Here is a 19,817-nt window from a genome sequence, read left to right on the forward strand (position 1 = left end):
GCCCGTACCGAGGACAGAGGTTGATACCGCATGGCGAGTGAGGACAAGCTCCGCGACTATCTCAAGCGGGTGACCGCCGACCTCCAGCAGGCCAGGCGCCGCCTGCGCGACGTGGAGGAGGCCCGGCACGAGCCGGTCGCCGTCGTCGGCATGGGCTGCCGCTTCCCCGGCGGCGTCGGCTCCCCGCGCGAGCTGTGGGACCTGCTCACGGCCGAGACCGACGCGGTCGGGCCGCTGCCCGAGGACCGCGGCTGGGACCTCGACGCCCTCCACGACCCCGAGCTGAGCCGGCCCGCGACCTCCTACGTACGGCACGGCGGATTCCTGCGCGGCGCCGCGGAGTTCGACGCCGCCTTCTTCGACATCAACCCGCGCGAGGCCGCCGCCATGGACCCCCAGCAGCGGCTGCTGCTGGAGACCGCCTGGGAGGCCCTGGAGGACGCGGCCATCGACCCGCGCGCGCTGCGCGGCAGCAGGACCGGGGTGTTCACCGGCGTCATCGGCTCCGAGTACGCGCCCGGCCTGCACGACACCGGCACCGGCCCGCTGGAGGGCTATCTGCTCACCGGCGGCACCACCAGCGTGGCGTCCGGCCGGATCTCGTACACCCTCGGCCTCGAAGGCCCGGCCATCACGCTGGACACCGCCTGCTCCTCGTCCCTAGTGGCGACCCACCTGGCGGTACGGGCGCTGCGCGCCGGGGAGTGCTCGCTCGCGCTGGCCGGCGGCGCGACGGTCATCGCGACCCCGCGCGGCTTCGTGGAGTTCAGCCGGCAGCACGCGCTGTCCGGCGACGGGCGCTGCCGGCCCTTCGCCGCGGCCGCCGACGGCTTCGGGCTCGCCGAGGGCGTCGGCCTGATCGTCCTGGAACGGCTCTCCGACGCCCGCGCCAACGGGCACCAGGTGCTCGCGGTGATCCGCGGCAGCGCCGTCAACCAGGACGGCCGGAGCAGCCAGCTCACCGCCCCCAACGGCCCCTCGCAGCAGCGTGTCATCCGCGACGCGCTGGCCGACGCCCGGCTGACCCCCGACGAGGTCGACGCCGTCGAGGCGCACGGCACCGGGACCGGTCTCGGCGACCCCATCGAGGCGCAGGCCCTGCTCGCCACGTACGGGCAGGGACGTGACTCCGAACGGCCGCTGTGGCTCGGGTCGTTGAAGTCCAACATCGGGCACACACAGGCCGCCGCGGGCGTCGCCGGGATCATCAAGACGGTGCTGGCGCTGCGGCACGGGGTGCTGCCGAAGTCCTTGCACATCGACTCCCCGTCCCCGCACGTGGACTGGTCCCCGGGCACGGTGGCCCTGCTCGACCGGGCCCGGCCCTGGCCGGAGCGCGACGCACCGCGCCGGGCCGCCGTCTCCTCCTTCGGCATCAGCGGCACCAACGCCCATGTGATCCTTGAGGCCGCGCCCGAGCCGGCCGAGGCGCCCGAAAGCGCCCAGGCCCCCGCGACACCCGTCAAGGCCGCCGTCAGCCCCGAACCCCCGTACGCCTGGCTGCTGTCGGCCGCCACCGCGCCCGCCCTGCGCGCCCAGGCCCGCGAGCTGCTCGCCGAGGCCGGCCGCGACCCGGCGCCGCACCCGGCCGCCGTCGCCCGCACCCTGGCCACCGGCCGGGCGCACCTCGCCCACCGGGCCACCGTCGTCGGCGCCGGACGCGACCAACTCCTCGACGGTCTGCGGGCGTTGGCCGACGACATACCTGCCGCCCACGTGGTGAGCGCCGTCGCCGCCGAGCCCGGCCGCACGGTCTTCGTCTTCCCCGGCCAGGGCTCGCAGTGGCAGGGCATGGCCGCCGCGCTGCTGGAGAGCGAGCCCGTCTTCCGGGCGGCGATGACCGAGTGCGCCGCCGCGCTCGACCCGATCACCGGATGGTCGCTGATCGACGCGGTCTCCGGGGTGGCCTGGGCGCCCTCCTTCGACCGGGTGGAGGTCGTGCAGCCCGCGCTGTTCGCCATGATGGTCTCGCTCGCCCGGCTGTGGGAGTCGCTCGGCGTCACCGCCGACGCCGTCGTCGGCCACTCGCAGGGCGAGATCGCCGCCGCGCACTTCGCCGGGGCGCTCTCGCTCGCGGACGCGGCCCGGGTGGTGGCCCTGCGCAGCCGGGCCATCACGGCCATCGCGGGCCGCGGCGGTATGGCCTCCGTGCCGCTGCCCGCCGCCGAGGTCGAGTCCCGACTGACCGCGTACGAGGGCCGGTTGAGCGTCGCCGCCGTCAACGGCCCCACCAGCACGGTGATCGCGGGCGACCGCGCGGCGCTGGAGGAGATCGTCTCCGCCTACCAGGAGCAGGAGGTCAAGGCCCGTCTCGTGCCGGTGACCTACGCCTCGCACTCCCCGCACGTCGAGGAGATCCGCGACGAGGTGCTGCGGCTGCTCGCCCCCGTCCGCCCGGTCACCGCCCGTATCCCCTTCTACTCCACCGTGGAGGGCGGCTTCATCGACACCACCGCGCTCGGCGCGGACTACTGGTACCGGAACCTGCGGCAGACCGTACGGTTCGAGTCCGCCGTGCGCGGGCTGCTCGACGCGGGCTACGACCGGTTCGTCGAAAGCAGCTCCCACCCGGTGCTGACCATCGGCATCGAGCACATCACCGAGGCCGCGGGCACGCCCGACGCCCGGGTGTTCGGCACCCTGCGGCGCGACGACGGCGGCCGGGACCGGCTGCTGCTCGCCGCGGGCCAGGCGCACGCGGCCGGACTGCCCGTCGACTGGTCCGCCCTCGTGCCCCCGCACCCCGACGGGCCCGCGCCCCTGCCGACGTACGCCTTCCAGCGCCGCCGCTACTGGCTCGAACACACCGCCCCCGTCGGCGATGTGGCCGCCGCCGGGCTCACCGACCCCGGGCACCCGCTGCTCGGCGCCGTCACCGAACTCGCCGACGGCTCCGGCACGGTCTTCACCGGCCGGCTCTCCCCGCGCGACCGCCCCTGGCTCGCCGACCACTCCGTCGGCGGCACGGTGCTGCTGCCCGGCACCGGCTTCGTGGACCTCGCCCTGCACGCGGGCGCCCGCACCGGCAGCCCCCGGATCGAGGAACTGACCCTCCAGGCCCCGCTGGTGCTGCCCGCCGACGCGACCGTACGGCTCCAGGTCACCGTGGGCGCGCCCGGCCCGGACGGCGCCAGGTCCGTCGACATCCACTCCCGGCCGGCGGAGGAGGGCGCGCCCTGGACCCGGCACGCCACCGGGACGCTCACCCCCTCCTCCGGCGCCGTGCCCCACGGCCCGGTGCGGCCCCCGGCCACCGCCGTCCCCCTCGGCGGCGACGACCCCTACGCGGCCCTGCTCGGCCTCGGCTACGGCTACGGGCCCGCCTTCCGCGGCCTGCGCGCCGCCCACCGCGACGGCGGGACCCTGTACGCAGAGGTACGGCTGCCCGACGGGGTCGCCCCCGACACCCACCCGCTGCACCCGGCGCTGCTCGACGCCGTGCTCCACCCGCTCGCGCTCGGCTTCACCGAGACCCGGCTGCCGTTCTCCTGGTCCGGGGTGGAGGTCACGGCCCCCGGCGCCACCGCCCTGCGGGCCGCGCTCACCCCCGCCGGGGACGACGGGGTGTCGCTGACGCTCACCGACGGGTCCGGCCGTACGGTCGCCACCGTCGACCGGCTCACCACCCGGCCGGTCACCGCGGGCCAGCTCGCCGCGGCGGGCGTCACGGAACGGCCCTGGCACCTGGACTGGACACCGCTGCCCCTGTCCGGCCGACCGCCGCACACCGCCTGGGCGTTGCTCGGCGAGGACGGCCAGACGCTGGCCTCGGCGCTCAAGGCCGGGGGAGCGGACTTCGACCTCCGGTCAGGCGTCACGGAGTTGGCCGCCACGGTCGGCGCCGGGCCCCTGACGGCACTGGTCGGCGCGGGCCGCGGCGGTGCGGCGGACGCGGCCGGGGCCGCGCGCGAAGCGGCGGCGGAAGCGCTGGCGCTGGTACGGCAATGGCTGGCCGCCGAGGAGTTGGGCGACGACGCCGTACTCGCCTTCGTGACACGCTCGGCGGTCGCCGTCACGGGCGACGAAGGCATCACCGACCTCGCGGGCGCCGCGGTCTGGGGGCTGCTGCGCAGCGCGCAGACCGAACACCCGGGCCGTTTCGTGCTCGTGGACACGGACGGCAGCGAGGCGTCCGACCGCGCGCTGACCGCAGCGCTCGGCAGCGGCGAACCCCAACTGGCCCTGCGCGAGGGCACGGTGTACCTCCCCCGCCTCGTCCGGGCGGCGGCGCCCGACACCGAGTCGCCGGGCCGGAGCGGCAGTTGGGAGAGCCGGCACCCCGAAGGGACCGTGCTGCTCACCGGCGGTACGGGCACACTCGGCGGGATCGTCGCCCGGCATCTCGTCACCGAGCACGGAGTGCGCCACCTCCTGCTGGCCGGCCGCCGGGGCCCCGACGCGCCCGGCGCCACCGAGCTGCGGGACGAACTCACCGCGCTCGGAGCGGACATCACCCTCGCGGCCTGCGACACCGCAGACGAGCAGGCCGTACGCGCCCTGCTCGCGGACATCCCCGCCGACCGCCCGCTGACCGCCGTTGTCCACCTGGCGGGCGTACTGGACGACGCCGTCGTCACCTCGCTCACCCCCGGGCAGCTGGACACCGTACTGCGCCCCAAGGCCGACGCCGCCTGGCATCTGCACCGGGCCACCCGCAACCTCGATCTCGCCGCCTTCGTGCTCTTCTCCTCGGCGGCGGGCGTCCTCGGCAGCGCGGGCCAGGCCAACTACGCGGCCGCCAACACCTTCCTGGACGCCCTCGCCCACCACCGCCGCTCCCTCGGGCTGCCCGGCACCTCACTGGCCTGGGGCCACTGGGCGCGGGCCAGCGGCATGACCGGACATCTCACCGCCGCCGACACCGCCAGGGTGGCCCGCCTCGGCCTGGCCCCGATGAGCGAGGCGGAAGCACTCGTCCACCTCGACCGGGCCCTCGCGGACGGCCGCCGCGACGTGCTCGCGGCGAAGCTGGACACGGCGGCGCTGCGCGCGCAGGCCGCGGCCGGCACGCTCCCGGCCGTCCTGAGCGCGGCGGTCCGCGCCCCCGCCGCCCCCGAGGCCACCGCCGCCACCGAGGCCGCCGCCGCGGCCTCGGCTGCCGAGGAGTCCGGCGCCCTCGCCGACCGCCTCGCCGCCCTCGACACCGCCGAACGCCTCACCGCCGTACAGGACTTGGTGATGCGCACGGTCGGTACCGTCCTCGGCCACGGCAGCAGTGACGCCTTCGCGCCCGAACAGCCCTTCAAGAACCTCGGCTTCGACTCACTGACCGCCGTGGAGCTGCGCAACCGGCTCCAGGCGGCGAGCGGACTGCGGCTCCCGGCCACGCTGATCTTCGACCACCCCACCCCGGGCGCGGTCACCTCGTACGTCCTCGACCGTCTCGCGGCGGACGCGGGCCCGGCGGCCGGGCCCGTACCCGACGGGGACACGCTGCTGGCCGAACTTGAGCGCCTGGAAGCCGCGTTGGCCCGCGTCCCCGACACCGCCGCGGTCGACCCGGCCGTCGCCCCCCGGGTCCGGCGGCTGCTCGACCGGCTGACCTCGGCCGTACCGGCCGCCGTACCGGGAGCGGACGCCCCCCTGGAGAGCGCCGACCTGGCCACGGCCACCGCCGACGAGATATTCGACCTCCTCGACAAGGAACTCGGGCTATGACGGCTACCACGGACGAGACCAAACTCGTCGACTACCTCAAGCGGGCCACCGCCGAACTGCGCGACACCAGGCAGCGGTTGAGGGCCCTGGAGGACTCGCTGCGCGAGCCCGTCGCGATCGTGGGCATGGGCTGCCGGCTGCCGGGCGGCATCGACTCGCCCGAGCGGCTGTGGGAGGCGGTCTCCCAGGGCCGGGACGTGATCGGGGACTTCCCCGACAACCGCGGCTGGGACGTCGACGCGCTGTACGACCCGGAGTCGGACCGTCCCGGCACCTCCAAGGTCAAGGTCGGCGGCTTCGTCCACGACGCCGACCGCTTCGACGCCGCGTTCTTCGGCATCAGCCCGCGCGAGGCCCTGGGCATGGACCCGCAGCAGCGGCTGGTCCTGGAGACCTCCTGGGAGGCCCTTGAGCACGCCGGGATCGACCCGACGTCCCTGCGCGGCACCGCCACGGGCGTGTACGTCGGCGTGCTGTCGCAGGACTACCTGCTGCAGAACGGCCCCGCGCTCGCCGAGGTCGAGGGCTATCTCGCCACGGGTACGACGACCAGCGTGATCTCCGGCCGCGTCGCGTACACCCTCGGCCTGGAGGGGCCCGCGGTCACCCTGGACACCGCCTGCTCGTCCTCGCTGGTCGCCCTCCACCAGGCCGCGGCGGCGCTGCGGGCCGGCGAGTGCTCGCTCGCCCTGGTCGGCGGGGTCACCGTGATGTCCTCGCCCGGGGTCTTCGTCGAGTTCTCCCGGCAGGGCGGCCTGGCCGCCGACGGGCGCTGCAAGGCGTTCGGGGACGACGCGGACGGTACCGGGTGGGCCGAGGGCGTGGGCATGCTCGTCGTCGAACGCCTCTCCGACGCCCGCCGTCTGGGCCACCAGGTGTGGGGCGTGATCCGCGGCTCGGCCGTCAACCAGGACGGTGCCTCCAACGGCCTGACCGCGCCCAACGGCCCCTCCCAGGAACGGGTGATCCGCGCCGCGCTCTCCGCCGCCGGGGTCGGCGCGGGCGACATCGACGCGGTCGAGGGCCACGGCACCGGCACCGTACTGGGCGACCCGATCGAGGCGGGCGCGCTGCTCGCCACGTACGGCAGGGGCCGCGCCGACCGGCCGCTGCTGCTCGGCTCGCTCAAGTCCAACATCGGCCACACCCAGGCCGCCGCGGGCGTCGCCGGCGTGATGAAGATGGTGCTGGCGCTGCGGCACGGCGTCCTGCCGCCGACCCTGCACGCGGAGCGGCCCTCACGCCATGTCGACTGGGACGGCAGCGGAGTGCGGCTGCTGACCCGGGAGACCGCTTGGCCCAGGGGCGAACGGGTCCGCCGGGCGGGCGTGTCGGCGTTCGGCATCAGCGGCACCAACGCCCATGTCATCATCGAGGAGGCACCCGCCGAGGCCGAAGCGCCGACGGCGGAAGGCGACGGCGGCGAGCGGGCGGGGGAGGGCGGACTTTCCGTGTGGACCCTCTCCGCGAAGTCGCCCGCCGCGCTGCGCGCCCAGGCCGAACGGCTGCGCGCCTGGGCCGAGTCCGCCCCCGGCCCGGACCTCCCCGGCACCGCGGCGGCGCTGGCCGCCACCCGTACCGCCTTCACCCACCGCGCCGCCGTGCTCGGCCGCGACCGGGCCGGCGTACTGGCCGGGCTCGGCGCGCTCGCCGCGGGCGAACCCGCCCCCGGCCTGGTCACCGGAACCCACCGCGGCCCCGGCCGTACCGCTTTCCTCTTCACCGGCCAGGGCAGCCAGCGCCCCCGCATGGGACAGGATCTGTACGAGACCTTCGGCGTCTTCGCCGCCTCCGTCGACGCCGCCTGCGCGCACTTCGCCCCGGTCCTCGGCCGGGACCCGCGCGAGCTGATGTTCGCCGCGCCCGGCAGCCCCGAGGCCGACCTGCTCAACAGCACCGTCTTCACGCAGGCGTCGCTGTTCACCCTCGAAGTGGCGCTCTTCCGCCTGGTGGAGTCCTTCGGGGTACGGCCCGATGTCGTCGTCGGCCACTCCATCGGCGAACTGGCCGCCGTCCACTGCGCGGGCGTGCTCTCCCTCGCCGACGCCTGCACCCTGGTCGCCGCCCGGGGCCGGCTCATGCAGTCGCTGCCGCAGGGCGGGGCGATGGTCGCGATGCAGGGGACCGAGGAGGAGATACGCGAGCTGCTGGCCGGCCAGGACGAGGCCGTGGACATCGCGGCCGTCAACGGGCCCGCCTCCGTGGTGATCTCGGGCGACGAGGACGCGGCCACCGCACTCGCCGGGCAGTGGCGGGCCCGGGGCCGCAAGACCAAGCGGCTGACCGTCAGCCACGCCTTCCACTCCCCGCACATGGAACCCGTGCTCGACGCCTTCCGGGCCGTCGCCGCCGGGCTCGACTTCCGCCCGGCCGCCGTCCCGGTCGTCTCCGACCTCACCGGCCGCCCGGCCACGGACGCGGAACTGGCCGACCCCGGTCACTGGGCCCGCCACATCCGGCACGCCGTCCGCTTCCACGACTGCGTACGACACCTCGCCGAGCGGGGAGTGGACCGCTTCCTGGAACTGGGCCCGGACGCCGTACTGACCCCGATGGCCAACGAGACGCTGCTCGCCGTACGCAAGGAGAGCGGTACGGAGGCCGCGGCGCCGTTCCTGACCGGGCTGCTGCGCTCCGGGCAGCCGGAGGTGACCACCGCGCTGACCGCGCTGGCCGGGCTGCACACGGACGGCGTCACCGTCGACTGGTCCGCCGCGCACGGCCCGCGTACGCCCCGGGTCGACCTGCCGACGTACGCCTTCCAGCGCCGCCGCTACTGGCCGCGGGCACTGCCCGGCCGGGTCGTCACGCTCGCGCCCGCCCCCGAAGAGGACAGCGACGCGACCGAGGAGACCGGGCCCGACACCGCCGCCCTGCTCGCGAAGCTCGGCGCCGCCGAACGCACCGAGCACGTCGGCCAACTCGTGCGGCGCTACGCCTCCCTGGTGCTCGGGCACACCGACTCCGGCGCGGTCACCGGCGCCGACGCCTTCCTCGACCTGGGCTTCACGTCCTTCTCCGCCCTGGAACTGCGCAACCGGCTCGCCGAGGTCACCGGCCTCGATCTGCCCGCGCTCGCCGTGTTCGAGAACCCGACCCCCGACGCCCTCGCCGCGTACATCGCGGCCGAATTCGACGAGGCCGCCTGACATGCCCCCACGCTGGATCCGCCGCTTCCACGACGCGCCCGACGCGGACACCGTCATGGTGTGCTTCCCGCACGCGGGCGGCTCGGCCGGCTTCTACCATCCGCTCTCGCGCGCCCTGGCCCCCGGCACCCAGGTGCTCGCGGTGCAGTACCCGGGCCGCCAGGACCGGATGGCGGAACCGCCCCTCGGCGACGCCGGGTTGCTGGCCGACCGGGTCCACCGGGCGCTGATCCGGGAGACCTTCGCCGAGGAGGACCGAACGGGCGCACCGGACTTCGCCGACGGCGCTCTGCCCGGGCTGCGCGGCCGCCGGCTCGTCCTGTTCGGCCACAGCATGGGCGCCACCCTCGCCTTCGAGGTGGCGCTGCGCCTGGAGGCGGCCGGCACCCCGCCTGCCCTGCTCCTCGCCTCCAACCGCCGGGCGCCCTCGCTCCCCACCCACTCCGCGGTGCACACCTACGACGACGACGGCCTGATCGCCGAGCTGGGCCGGGTCGGCGGCACCGAATCCGCGCTGTTCAGGAGCGGCGAACTGCTGCGGGCCGCGCTCCCGGCGCTGCGCGCCGACTACCGGGCCATCGAGACCCACCCGGTCACCACCGCCCGGCTCAGCACCCCGGTGGCCGTCCTGCTCGCCGAGGACGACCCGCTGACCGACCTCGAACAGGCCCTGGCCTGGCGTGACCACACCACCGGTCCGTTCACGCTCGGCGTGCTCCCCGGCGGGCACTTCTACTCCGGCGGCTGGACCCCCGACCTGCTGTCCGCCGTACGTACCCGGCTCGCGGGAACGAAGGTTGCTCAGCGATTGTGAAAACTCCGTGAATTCACGCTTCCGTTCGCGCCGGAAAGGTGACGGCGGTCATACCCGGATATCCCCTCCTACGTAGTTTCTCTGATGTGGGCGCTCTTGACGGATGGCAAGCTGGATGCATCCCGGACGAAAAGAGAGTGCCGGTAGCTACGGGGGATCACATTGAGGTATGAAATCCTGGGGCCGCTCCGCATCGTGGACGGCACCGGAAATGCGGCGACCATCAGCGCGCACAAGGTGGAGGTGCTGCTGGCCACGCTGCTGATCAGATCCGATCAGGTGGTCACGGTCGATCAGCTGATCAGCGAGATATGGGACCGTAATCCTCCGCTGAAGGTAAGGGCGTCCCTGCATGTGTACGTCTCGCAGTTACGCAAGATGCTCACCCGCCCCGGCGTGCCCACCCCGATCGTCACCCTGCCGGCCGGGTACATGCTGCGGGTCGGTCCCGACAGCCTGGATCTGCACGACTTCCAGCGCCTGATGTGCGACGGCCGCGCGCTCAGCCGCGAAGGTCTGTACCCCGAGGCCGCCCGCGCCTACGAGAGCGCGCTCGCCCTGCTGCGCGGGCCGGTGCTCGGCGACCTGTCCGAGGGCCCGATCGTGCGCGGCTTCGTCACCTGGCTGGAGGAGGCCAGGATCGAGTGCACGGAGATGGGGGTGGAGGCACAGCTCGCTCTGGGACGGCACCGCGAACTGATCGGCGACCTCTACGCGTTGACCGCCGAGTACCCGCTGCGCGAGTCGTTCCAGCGGCAGTTGATGCTCGCGCTGTACCGCGCGGAACGGCAGGCCGACGCACTGCGGGTCTATCAGGACGTACGCCGGGTGCTGCGCGAGGAGTTGGGCATCGAGCCGGGGCGGGCGCTGCGCAGGCTCCAGCACGCCATCCTCGCGGACGACGACGAGCTGAACCGCCAACTGGCCGGCTGAGCACGGCGGGGGCGGGGGCGCCATGGCCCCCGCCCCCGCCACTCAGAACCGCCGGGCGAACCCGCGCGCCCGGGGATCAGTCGCTCTGCGCCAGCAGATGCACCAGCGCCGCCCGCGAACCGATGTTGAGCTTGCGGTAGATACGGGTCAGATGGCAGTCGACCGTCCGCGGGCTCAGATACAGCTCCTGGGCGATCTCCCTGGTCTTCTTGCCCGTGCCGGCCGCCCGCGCGACCTCCGTCTCCCGCCGGGTCAGCATCCCCAGCAGCGGCTGCACGGCCGCCCGGGGCCGCTCCACCTGCCGGGCCGGTACGGTCGCCCGCGCGATCTCCGGCCCGGCCGCCGGACGCGGCACCCGCAGAAGCCGCAGCCGCCGGTCGACCTCCCGCTCGACCACCACCGCACCGCAGCGCCGGGCGGACTCCCGGGCCCGCTCCAGCAGCCGTACCGCTCCGACGGTGTCGCCGCCGGCCGTCGCGCTCGCCGCGGCCCGGTCGAGTGCCAGCGCCTGCTGGAGCCACAGCCCCGCGGCGCCGAAGTCCTCGGCGGCCCTGGCGCAGGAGTCGGCGGCCCCGGCCGGGTCGTCGCGCCGCTCGCCGTGCGCCCGGGCCAGCAGGGCGAACGCCCGCAGGTGCGGCAGGTCCATCCGCAGCGCCGCGTCCGCCGCCCGCGACGCCCAGCGCGGGGTGGCGGGGTGCCCGGTGCGGCTGCCCGCGTCCGTCAGCAGCTCGAACAGCAGCGGTCGCAACAGGTCGAGGAAGCAGGGGAGTTCGGACAGCGCCGGGGTGCCGCCCGCGCGCATCAGCAGGGCCACCGTCTCCCGGGGGTCACCGCCGGGCGCCGCCACGCTCGCCAGGGCGACCGCCCCGGTGGCGTTCCAGTAGCAGGTGCCGAAGGTGGCCCGCTCCAGGGCGGTCGCCGCCTCCGCCAGTACCCGGGCGCTGGTGTCCCGGTCGGTCCACATCGTGCCGGCCGCCGCCAGGACCTGGGTCAGACCCCGAACGTCGTCCCCTGCGCCCATCCGGTCGGCGACCGCCGCGGCCCACTCGGTGATCCGGCAGGCGCCGGGGCTCGGGCCCCGGAAGCGGTAGATCATCGCCAGCCCGCTGAGCAGCGCGGGGAAGGCGACCTCGGGGCCGGTCCGGTAGGTGATCGCCATTCCCCGGGTGAAGTGCCGCTCCGCCGAGGTGAACCGGCCGAGGAACAGCTCCGCCCAGCCGAGCGTGCCCAGGTGCTCCAGATGCGGGACGAGGTCGCGGTCCGAGAGGCTGTCCAGGATCGCCGCGCTCGACTCCACCGCCGCCTCGGCCGGGCCGAGCCGCCCGTCCAGCGCGGAACGGATGGCCCGCAGGGCGTACGCGCCCGCCTCGGTGAGCCGGTCGCCCGCGTCCCGGGCGAGCCGGATCGCGAGGTCGAGCCGGTCGTGGTCGGGCGCCCGTTTGGCGACCAGGCCGATGACCTCGTGCTCGATGATCAGCGGCGCCGCCTCGGGCGTCGGGTCGGCCAGGATGCTCGCCAGCTCCTGTTCGAGCATGGCCCACGCCTCGATGTTGTTGCCGAGGAAGCAGTCCATCAGCGCGCAGTGCGAGAGCGCCGAGACCCGCAGATTGCTGGTCTCCGCCGGGATGAGATGGAGGATGCCGTGCAGCAGGTCGCGGCTCTCGCCGGGCTTGCCCATCGCGCCGAGCGCGCGGGCCAGCAGAAGCATCAGTTCGAGCCGGCGCCGGTCGCCCTCGTGCTCCTCGGGCAGCACGCGCAGCGCCAGCCGCAGCCAGTGCACGGCCGCGGCCGGGGAGGTGTGCATGCTGTCCTCGGCGGCCCGGGTCAGCACCGGCAGGTCGGCGCGCCGGACCACGAGCGAACGCTCGATGTGCCCGGCCAGCCGGACCGCGCCCGCGCCCTGCCGCGACAGCGACCTGCGGGCCCGGTCGTGGGCCAGCGCCCGCCACCCCGGGTCGGTGTCGGTGTAGAGGACCCGGCCGAGCACCGGGTGCCGCACGGTGAAGGCGGACCCGCAGGAGTTGGCCCGCACCAGATCGCGGCGGGTCAGTCCGTCCAGCGCGGAGTACGCCTGGCCGGGCATCAACTCGGCGACGTCCGCGGCCGTTTCGATGAAGAACTCCTGGCCGAGCACGGCCGCCGCGTCCAGCAGCCGGCGCTCGGCGGGGGCCAGCGCGGCGACTTCGGCCAGCAGCAGCGCGGCGATCTGCTCGGGGACGTCGGCCGCGCAGCCGGTGACCGGGTCCCGCCATCTGGCCGGCCCGGCGTGGGCCATCGCCCGCAGGTACAGCGGGTTGCCGTCGGCCGCCAGTAACAGCTCCGCCAACTGCGGTGCGGTGGACGGCATGCCGAGCAGATCCGCGGCCGACTCCGGGTCGAGCCCGGTCAGTTCGATCCGCCGGACCGCTCCGGTCGCCAGGCCGCGGGCGAACACCCCGCGGGCCGCCCGGGACACCTGCCGGGGCCGCTGCGCGGCCACCACCAGCAGCGGCGCGTCCACCGGCCAGCGCAGCAGATGGTCGAGGGCGGCGACCGAGGCGTCGTCCGCCCAGTGGAAGTCGTCGAGCACGAGCAGCAGTCCGCCGTCGTACGCCGCCGCCGTCAGCGCGCCGCGCACCTCCTCGTACCGGGCGAGAAGGTCGCCGTCGTCCTGGGGGCGGGCGCCGGGCGGGGTCGGCGGGAGCTGCTGGGGCGGCAGCCGCAGGGCGTTGCGCACCGACTGGAAGGGAAGGTCGTGCTCCGCCTCGGTGCACCGCCCGGACAGGACCCGGACCCCGAGCCGCGTGGCCTCTTCGCCGAGCCGGGACAGCAGCCGGGTCTTGCCGATGCCCGGCTCGCCGGTCAGCTCGATCACGGCGCCCTCGCCGCACCGCACCGCGTCCAGAGCCGTGGTCAGCCGCTCCGCGGCGGCCTGATGAAAGGTGTCGACAGGAAGGCTTCGCGCGATCGTCATCTCAGCCACTTGAATCATCCCCTCCGCTCAGTGCCGTCGGCCCAGGGACCGCCGACGACGACGTGCAGGACGGCGTTCCCCCGTTGGAATGCCGAGTTTGGGCACTTTCGGAGCCATCTGTATGGAATACGCGAAACCGAGTTCCATCATTCGCAAAGTAAAGCCACCGGTGCACGGTGAGTGAACCGTGCGACTGTTAAATTCACGTTGCCGGTGGGCCGGTAGATCATGGAAGATCACGGCGGTTCGCGCGGAACCTGCGGCGACCGAAAATGCACCCCCATGGTGACCCTAGCACGCAAGGGCGGCCCAAGCCGGGCTTTAGAGGGGGCACGGACGATGGCCGAAAGCCGTTATGTGCATCCGATCAATTTGGAGATGCCAGCGTGACCAGTGATGTTTCCAGCGAACTTCCGGTGTTTCCGATGCCCCGGGCCTGCCCGTACGCGCCACCCGCGGCCTACGAGGATTTCCGGGCCGAGGGGAAAGTGGCCCGTGTCCTGGACCGGGAGGGCAAGCCGGGCTGGCTCACCACGGATCACGAAGTGGCCCGCCAGATGCTCGGCCACTCCGCGGCCAGCAAGAACATCCTGCGCCCGGGGTTCCCCGCCCTGTTCATGGCCCAGCCGCAACTGGCCAAGGAGACCAAGGGCTTCCTGATCTGGATGGACCCCCCGGAGCACACCCTCTACCGGCACATGCTGGCCGGCGAGTTCACCGTACGCAGGGTCAAGCAGATGCGTCCGCACATCCAGGCGCTCGCCGACGAGTGCGTCGACCGGCTGCTCGACGGACCCCGGCCCGCCGACCTCGTGCACGGGTTCGCGCTGCCCTACACCTCGCTGATGATCAGCGAACTGCTCGGAGTCCCGTACGCCGACCGGGAGTTGTTCCAGCGCTGCACCACCGCGATCCTCAGCCACGAGAGCAGTGAGCAGGACCGCAAGGACGCGTTCGGAGAGGTGCGGGCGCTGCTCGGCGGCATCGTCGAGCTGCGCGAGAAGGAGCCGGCCGACGACCTGATCAGTACCATGATCCGCAAGTACCGGGAGGCGGACGTCTACGACCGCGACCACCTGGTCGGCATGTCGGTGATGCTGCTGGGCGCGGGACACGAGACGACGGCCAACATGGTCGCCCTCGGCGTCATGACGCTGCTCGACCACCCCGAACAGCTCGCCGAGGTCACCGCCGACCCCGAACTCGCCCCCAAGGCCGTCGAGGAGCTGCTGCGCTACCTCAGCATCGGCGACCAGGTCACCTGCCGTGTCGCGACCGAGGACATCGAGATCGCCGGCGCCCTGATCAAGGAGGGCGAGGGCCTGATCTCGCCCAACGCCGCCGCCAACCGCGACCCGGCGGTCTTCGCCGACCCCGAGACCTTCGACATCCACCGCAACGCGCGCCCGCATCTGGCCTTCGGCTACGGCATCCACCAGTGCCTGGGCCAGCACCTGGCCCGTACCGAACTGGAGATCGCGTACACCACGCTCTTCCGCCGGCTGCCCGGGCTGCGGCTCGACGTCCCCGCGCAGCAGCTGGAGTTCAAGGCGAACGCGCTCTTCTACGGGCTGCTCGAACTGCCCGTGACCTGGTGAGGAAGGACGTGCCATGCAGGTGACCGTCGATCTCGACCGGTGCGTCGGGGCGGGTATGTGCGTGCGCGCGGTGCCCGAGGTCTTCGGGCAGCGCGACCTGGACGGGCTCTCCGAGCTGATCCAGCCCGAGCCCGACCCGGAGTTCCACGACGCGGTGTTCGAGGCGGCCGACCGGCTGTGCCCCGCCCGGGCGATCAGTTACACCGAGGAAGACCAGTAGCAGGCGCCGCGCCCACGGTGTCCCCGCGCGAGCCTTCGTGCGCGCGGGGACTTCCGTATGCCCGTACGCCACCGACGAGGAGCCGTTTCCATGACCTTCACACCCGACCACGTACTCCAAGAGCGCCTCACCACCGCGCCGTTGATCTGGCTGACCACCAACTCGCCCACCGGTCAGCCCTCGCCGCGGCCGGTGTGGTTCTTCTGGACGGGGGAGCACGTGGTCATCTACAGCCGGCCCGACGCCGCCAAGCTCCGCCACATCGCGGTCCAGCCGAAGGTGTCGCTCAACTTCAACTGCAACGACGTGACCGGCCGCGAGGTCGACGTGATCGCCGGGCTCGCCGAACCCGCCCCCGACCTGCCGCCGCTGTCCCGGCTGCCCGGCTTCGTGGAGAAGTACACCGAGCGCATCAAATACGCCGGGCTGCACGTACCCGCCATCGAGGCGGCCTTCAGCACTCCGCTGCGGGTCGAGCCGCTGCGCGCCTGGCGGCTGTGACACATGGTCCCCTGGCGGGGCCGCCGGGTAACGGCGGTGTGACAAGGCCGGGTTAAGGCCGGATTTACCGGAGTCGCTACGGTCGTTTCTGACGATCCGTCAGAAACAACACGGAGACGAGGGCGAGCATGGCCGACGCACTGAGGTTCGGGATCTTCGTACCGCCGCAGCACCGGACCGGGCAGAGCCCCACGGTGCTGCTGGAACAGGACCTCCAGCTCATCGAGGAGGCCGACCGGTTCGGCTTCGACGAGGCATGGGTCGGTGAACACCGCTCCGCGGGCTGGGAGATCATCGGCGCGCCCGAGACCTTCCTCGCCGCCGCCGCGAGCCGTACCTCGCGCATCAAACTGGCCACCGGGGTGACCGCCCTGCCGTACCAGCACCCGTTCGTCGTCGCCGACCGGGCCGTGCTGCTGGACCATCTGACCCGCGGCCGCTTCATCCTCGGCACGGGACCCGGCGGCAGCCCGGTGGACGCGCAGATGATCGGCATCGAGCCGAGGAACCAGCGGCGGATGCAGGAGGAGTCGCTTGAGGCGATACTCGCGTTACTGGAGTCCGAGGAGCCGGTGACCCGCAAGACCGACTGGTTCGAACTGCACGACGCGCGACTGCATCTGCGCCCGTACAGCACACCCCGGTTCGAGGTGGCGACCACCGCGCTCGCCTCGCCCTCCGGGCCGTCGCTGGCCGGCCGCTTCGGTCTTTCGCTGTTCTCCATCGGCGCCACCACCCAGGACGGCTTCGACTTCCTCGGCCGCACCTGGGAGATCGCCGAGCGGGCGGCCGCCGAGTCCGGGCACGTCCTGGACCCCGCGACCTGGCGGCTGACCGCGCCGATCCACATCGCCGAGACCGAGCGCGAGGCGCGCGAGCAGGCCAAGGCCGGGCTGCTGGCCTGGATGGACGGGTACTGGCCGATCATCCCCAACCTGGCGCTCGCGCTGCCGGACGGGCTCTCCGCCGATGAGCGGATCGACGCGGTCAACGCCTACGGCCTCGGGGTCATCGGCACCCCCGAGATGGCCATCGCCAAGATCGCCGAACTGCGCGAGGCCGCACCCGACTTCGGGGTCTTCCTGATCTCGCAGTACGACTGGGCGGGCCCGCGGGCCACCCGGGAGTCCCTCCAGCTCTTCGCCCGCGAGGTCGCCCCGGCCTTCCAGGGCCAGCTGGACCGCCAGCTGCGCGGCTACCGGTCGGTGCGGGACCGGATGGACTCCGTCCGGGAGACGGCCGCCGAGGCCCGGGCCGGCGCGGTCCGCGGCTACGAGTCGGCGCCCGCCGCCCGTGGCTGACGCTTCGACCCCGCTCGTCCGGACCCCGCTCGTCCATCACTGGGGCACGCTCGCGGACCTGTGAGCCGCGGGCGGGCGCGGTACGGGTACCGCTCACCCGCCGCGCCCGTCATCGCGGGTCCGCTTCCCGGCGGCGGCCGCCCTTCCCCCGGGGGCGGCCGCCGCCCGCATCCACCGGCCGGCCGTGCGCGTATGTGCCGACCCGCCGCTACGCCCCGGCGAGCGCCCGGTTGGCCGCCGCCAGGATCTCGGCGCGGTCGGCCGCGCTGAGCAGTCCGTTGCCCGCCGACATCTGGGAGAGGGTGGTGTCCTTGGTGACCGCGAAGGCGGCGTGCGCCCTGATCCGCGCCACCGGGTCCGGGTCGGGCCCGGCGAGCACCGCGATGATCGCGTCCAGCTTCTCCTGGGGGTTGGGACAGGTGGCCCGTTCCATCACCACCCGGATCACCGAGGGGTCGTTGGCGACGACCCCCATCAGCACCCGGGACCCGGCGATGGAGTCGATCAGCTCGTCGAGCAGTTGCTCGCCGGTCAGCCCGCCGCCCGCCGCCCGGTCCGCGAGCTGGGCGTACCGCTCGGTGGGCTCGGCGAGCAGCGCGTCGAGGATCTCGACCTTCGACTTGAAGTGGTAGTAGAGCGCGGCCTTGCTCGTCCCCAGCTCACCGGCGATGTCCGCGACGGAGGTGCCCGCGTAGCCGAGCCGGGCGAACAGGCCGAGCGCGATGTCGAGAATCCGCTGCCGGGTGCTCTGCGGGTCGGGCAGCGCCGGGGAAGCCGTTCGGGTCGCGTTGCGCTGCATGGCGTCCTCCTGTGGCGGGGCTGGTTCTCCAATGTACTTGACTGACCGGTCGTTAAGCGACCATGCTGACCACTTACCGAACGTCAAGTAATCAAGATCATCGAGAGGATGCTCATCGTGGCTACCATCGGCGAAGCCGGCGAGGCGGAGCTGGCAGGCGCGGTCGACGCGGAGAGCGCGGCGGAACCCGAGTTCCGCTGGGAGCGCTCGCACACCTTCGCCCTCGTCGTCCTCTGCCTGGCCCTGCTCCTCGACACGGTCGACATCACGATCGTCAACGTGGCGCTGCCCACCCTCCAGCGCGACCTGCACTTCTCGCAGGCCGGCCTGTCGTGGGTGGTCAACGCCTACGTCGTCCTCTTCGGCGGCTTCCTGCTGCTGGGCGGGCGCACCGGGGACGTCGTCGGGCGCAAGAAGGTCTTCCTGGCCGGCACCGCGGTCTTCACCGCGGCCTCGCTGGCGGCGGGCCTGGCGCAGAACTCGACAACCCTGGTCGTCGCCCGCGGCGCGCAGGGCATCGCCGGTGCCTTCATCGCCGCGATGACCCTGGCGATCCTGGTCACCACCTTCCCCGAGGGCAAGGCCCGCACCAAGGCCATGGCCATCTGGGGCACCACCGCGGGCTTCGCCGGCGCGCTGGGCGTCCTGGGCGGCGGTCTGCTGATGAGCGGGCCCGGCTGGCGCTGGATCTTCCTGATCAACCTGCCGGTCTGCGCCTTCATCCTGATCGCGGCAGTGAAGTACCTGCTGCCCGATGGCCCCGGCGGCCACCACCGCAGCTTCGACATCATCGGCGCGATCACCGTCACCGGCGGCGTCACCCTGCTCGCGTACGGCTTCGTGCAGACCGACACCCACGACTGGGGCTCGGGCCGCACCCTGGGGCTGCTGGGCGGGGCCGCGGTGATCCTGATCTACTTCGTCGCGCACGAGCTGTACGTCACCAAGGAGCCGCTGTTCTCCTTCTCGCTGCTGCGCAACAAGGCGGTCGCCGGAGCCAACGCGGTGCAGGCGCTCTTCGCCACCAGCATGTGGCTGCTGTTCTTCTTCTTCACGCTCTTCGAGCAGCAGGTGCTGGGCTACTCCGCGCTCAAGACCGGTCTTTCCTACCTGCCGTTCACCCTGGTCATCGTGCTCGCGGCGGGCTTCGGCCCCAAGCTGCTGCCGTACCTGGGCACCCGCGTGGTGGTCATCGCCGGTTCGCTGATCGCCGCCGTCGGCCTGTGGATGTTCTCCCGGATCAGCGAGGACAGCGGCCTGTGGGCCGGGCTGATCCTGCCGTCGGTGATCTACAGCTTCGGCTTCTCGATCCTCTACATCCCGATCAACGTGGCCGCGGTCTCCGGCGTGCCGGCCGAACAGACCGGTGTCGCCTCCGCGCTGCTCAACGTCAGCCGTCAGGTGCTCGGCGCCATCGGCTTCGCGATCGTGGCGTCCATCGCCACCGATCGCACCAACAACAAGCTGGCGGCCGGACACAAGGCGGGCGACGCCTTGGTCAGCGGCTTCCGGCTGGGCTTCGGTATCGCCGCCGCCGTGGTTGTGGCCGCCGCGGTCGCGGCCCTGTTGCTCTTCCGTGAGGACGGCAGGGTGCCCAGGGGCGCGAAGGCGGGTGCCGGGGCGCCGCAGGAGAACGCGACGGTCTGAGGCCGGCGCGACTTCCAGCGGCGTACGGGCGCGTGTCCGGGGACCTGACCCCGGGCACGCGCCCTCGTCGCGGTGCACGGGGGATCGTTACGAGGCGGGGCGGGCGCGCGGGAGCGGTGTGCCCGGGCCTCCCTCAGGCGGTACGGCCGGGCTCCACGGAGTCCGTACGTCCCGGCAAGCTCGGGCCAAGGCCCGCTTTAGACGCCGTACCGAGGATGAGCGGGAGAAGCGATCACCCTCTCCG

The 19,817-nt window shown here is 73.5% G+C and carries 11 protein-coding genes; 9 read left to right on the forward strand and 2 right to left on the reverse strand.

Annotated features, from left to right (window positions below):
- Window positions 1-30 precede the first annotated feature (30 nt).
- The 4 genes from OHA30_RS29935 (at window position 31) to OHA30_RS29950 (ending at window position 10,554) form a co-directional block, all read left to right on the forward strand.
- Window positions 31-5,658, forward strand: a complete 5,628-nt coding sequence (locus OHA30_RS29935) for a type I polyketide synthase (RefSeq protein ID WP_328916993.1) — start codon at window positions 31-33, stop codon at window positions 5,656-5,658.
- Window positions 5,655-8,807 carry a type I polyketide synthase gene (locus OHA30_RS29940; RefSeq protein WP_328916994.1) on the forward strand — a complete coding sequence of 1,051 codons (3,153 nt, stop codon included), beginning with the start codon at window positions 5,655-5,657 and terminating at the stop codon, window positions 8,805-8,807. Before OHA30_RS29935 ends, OHA30_RS29940 begins: the two co-directional genes overlap by 4 nt.
- Before the next feature lies 1 nt (window position 8,808).
- Window positions 8,809-9,621, forward strand: coding sequence for a thioesterase II family protein (locus OHA30_RS29945; RefSeq protein ID WP_328916995.1), 813 nt, complete (start codon window positions 8,809-8,811; stop codon window positions 9,619-9,621).
- Between the two features lie 162 nt (window positions 9,622-9,783).
- A complete protein-coding gene (locus tag OHA30_RS29950; RefSeq protein WP_328916996.1) occupies window positions 9,784-10,554 on the forward strand; it encodes an AfsR/SARP family transcriptional regulator in 771 nt (256 codons plus the stop codon).
- Between the two features lie 76 nt (window positions 10,555-10,630).
- Here the strand turns inward: OHA30_RS29950 and OHA30_RS29955 are convergent, their stop codons facing one another.
- The gene (locus OHA30_RS29955) at window positions 10,631-13,507 is read right to left on the reverse strand and encodes a helix-turn-helix transcriptional regulator (RefSeq protein WP_328916997.1); all 2,877 of its coding nucleotides are present in this window, start codon (window positions 13,505-13,507) and stop codon (window positions 10,631-10,633) included.
- A 386-nt stretch (window positions 13,508-13,893) separates the two neighbouring features.
- Here OHA30_RS29955 and OHA30_RS29960 point away from each other — a divergent pair, with 386 nt between their 5' ends.
- The 4 genes from OHA30_RS29960 to OHA30_RS29975 all read left to right on the forward strand — a co-directional run bounded on the left by OHA30_RS29960 (window position 13,894) and on the right by OHA30_RS29975 (window position 17,127).
- A complete protein-coding gene (locus tag OHA30_RS29960; protein ID WP_328916998.1) occupies window positions 13,894-15,105 on the forward strand; it encodes a cytochrome P450 in 1,212 nt (403 codons plus the stop codon).
- Window positions 15,106-15,118: 13 nt separating this feature from the next.
- A complete protein-coding gene (locus OHA30_RS29965; RefSeq protein ID WP_328916999.1) occupies window positions 15,119-15,325 on the forward strand; it encodes a ferredoxin in 207 nt (68 codons plus the stop codon).
- 90 nt (window positions 15,326-15,415) lie between these two features.
- Entirely contained in the window at window positions 15,416-15,826 is a 411-nt protein-coding gene (locus OHA30_RS29970; RefSeq protein WP_328917000.1) for a pyridoxamine 5'-phosphate oxidase family protein, read from the forward strand.
- 128 nt (window positions 15,827-15,954) lie between these two features.
- Window positions 15,955-17,127, forward strand: coding sequence for an LLM class flavin-dependent oxidoreductase (locus OHA30_RS29975; protein WP_328917001.1), 1,173 nt, complete (start codon window positions 15,955-15,957; stop codon window positions 17,125-17,127).
- 208 nt (window positions 17,128-17,335) lie between these two features.
- On the opposite strand, the gene OHA30_RS29980 is transcribed toward OHA30_RS29975, so the two are convergent.
- Window positions 17,336-17,926 (reverse strand): TetR/AcrR family transcriptional regulator, encoded by a 591-nt coding sequence (locus tag OHA30_RS29980; RefSeq protein ID WP_328917002.1) that lies wholly within the window; start codon window positions 17,924-17,926, stop codon window positions 17,336-17,338.
- Window positions 17,927-18,034: 108 nt separating this feature from the next.
- Here OHA30_RS29980 and OHA30_RS29985 point away from each other — a divergent pair, with 108 nt between their 5' ends.
- Complete coding sequence (locus OHA30_RS29985; RefSeq protein WP_328917003.1) at window positions 18,035-19,573, forward strand: MFS transporter; 1,539 nt, start codon at window positions 18,035-18,037, stop codon at window positions 19,571-19,573.
- Window positions 19,574-19,817 lie beyond the last annotated feature (244 nt).

Source organism: Streptomyces sp. NBC_00223, from assembly GCF_036199905.1.
GTDB lineage: Bacteria > Actinomycetota > Actinomycetes > Streptomycetales > Streptomycetaceae > Actinacidiphila.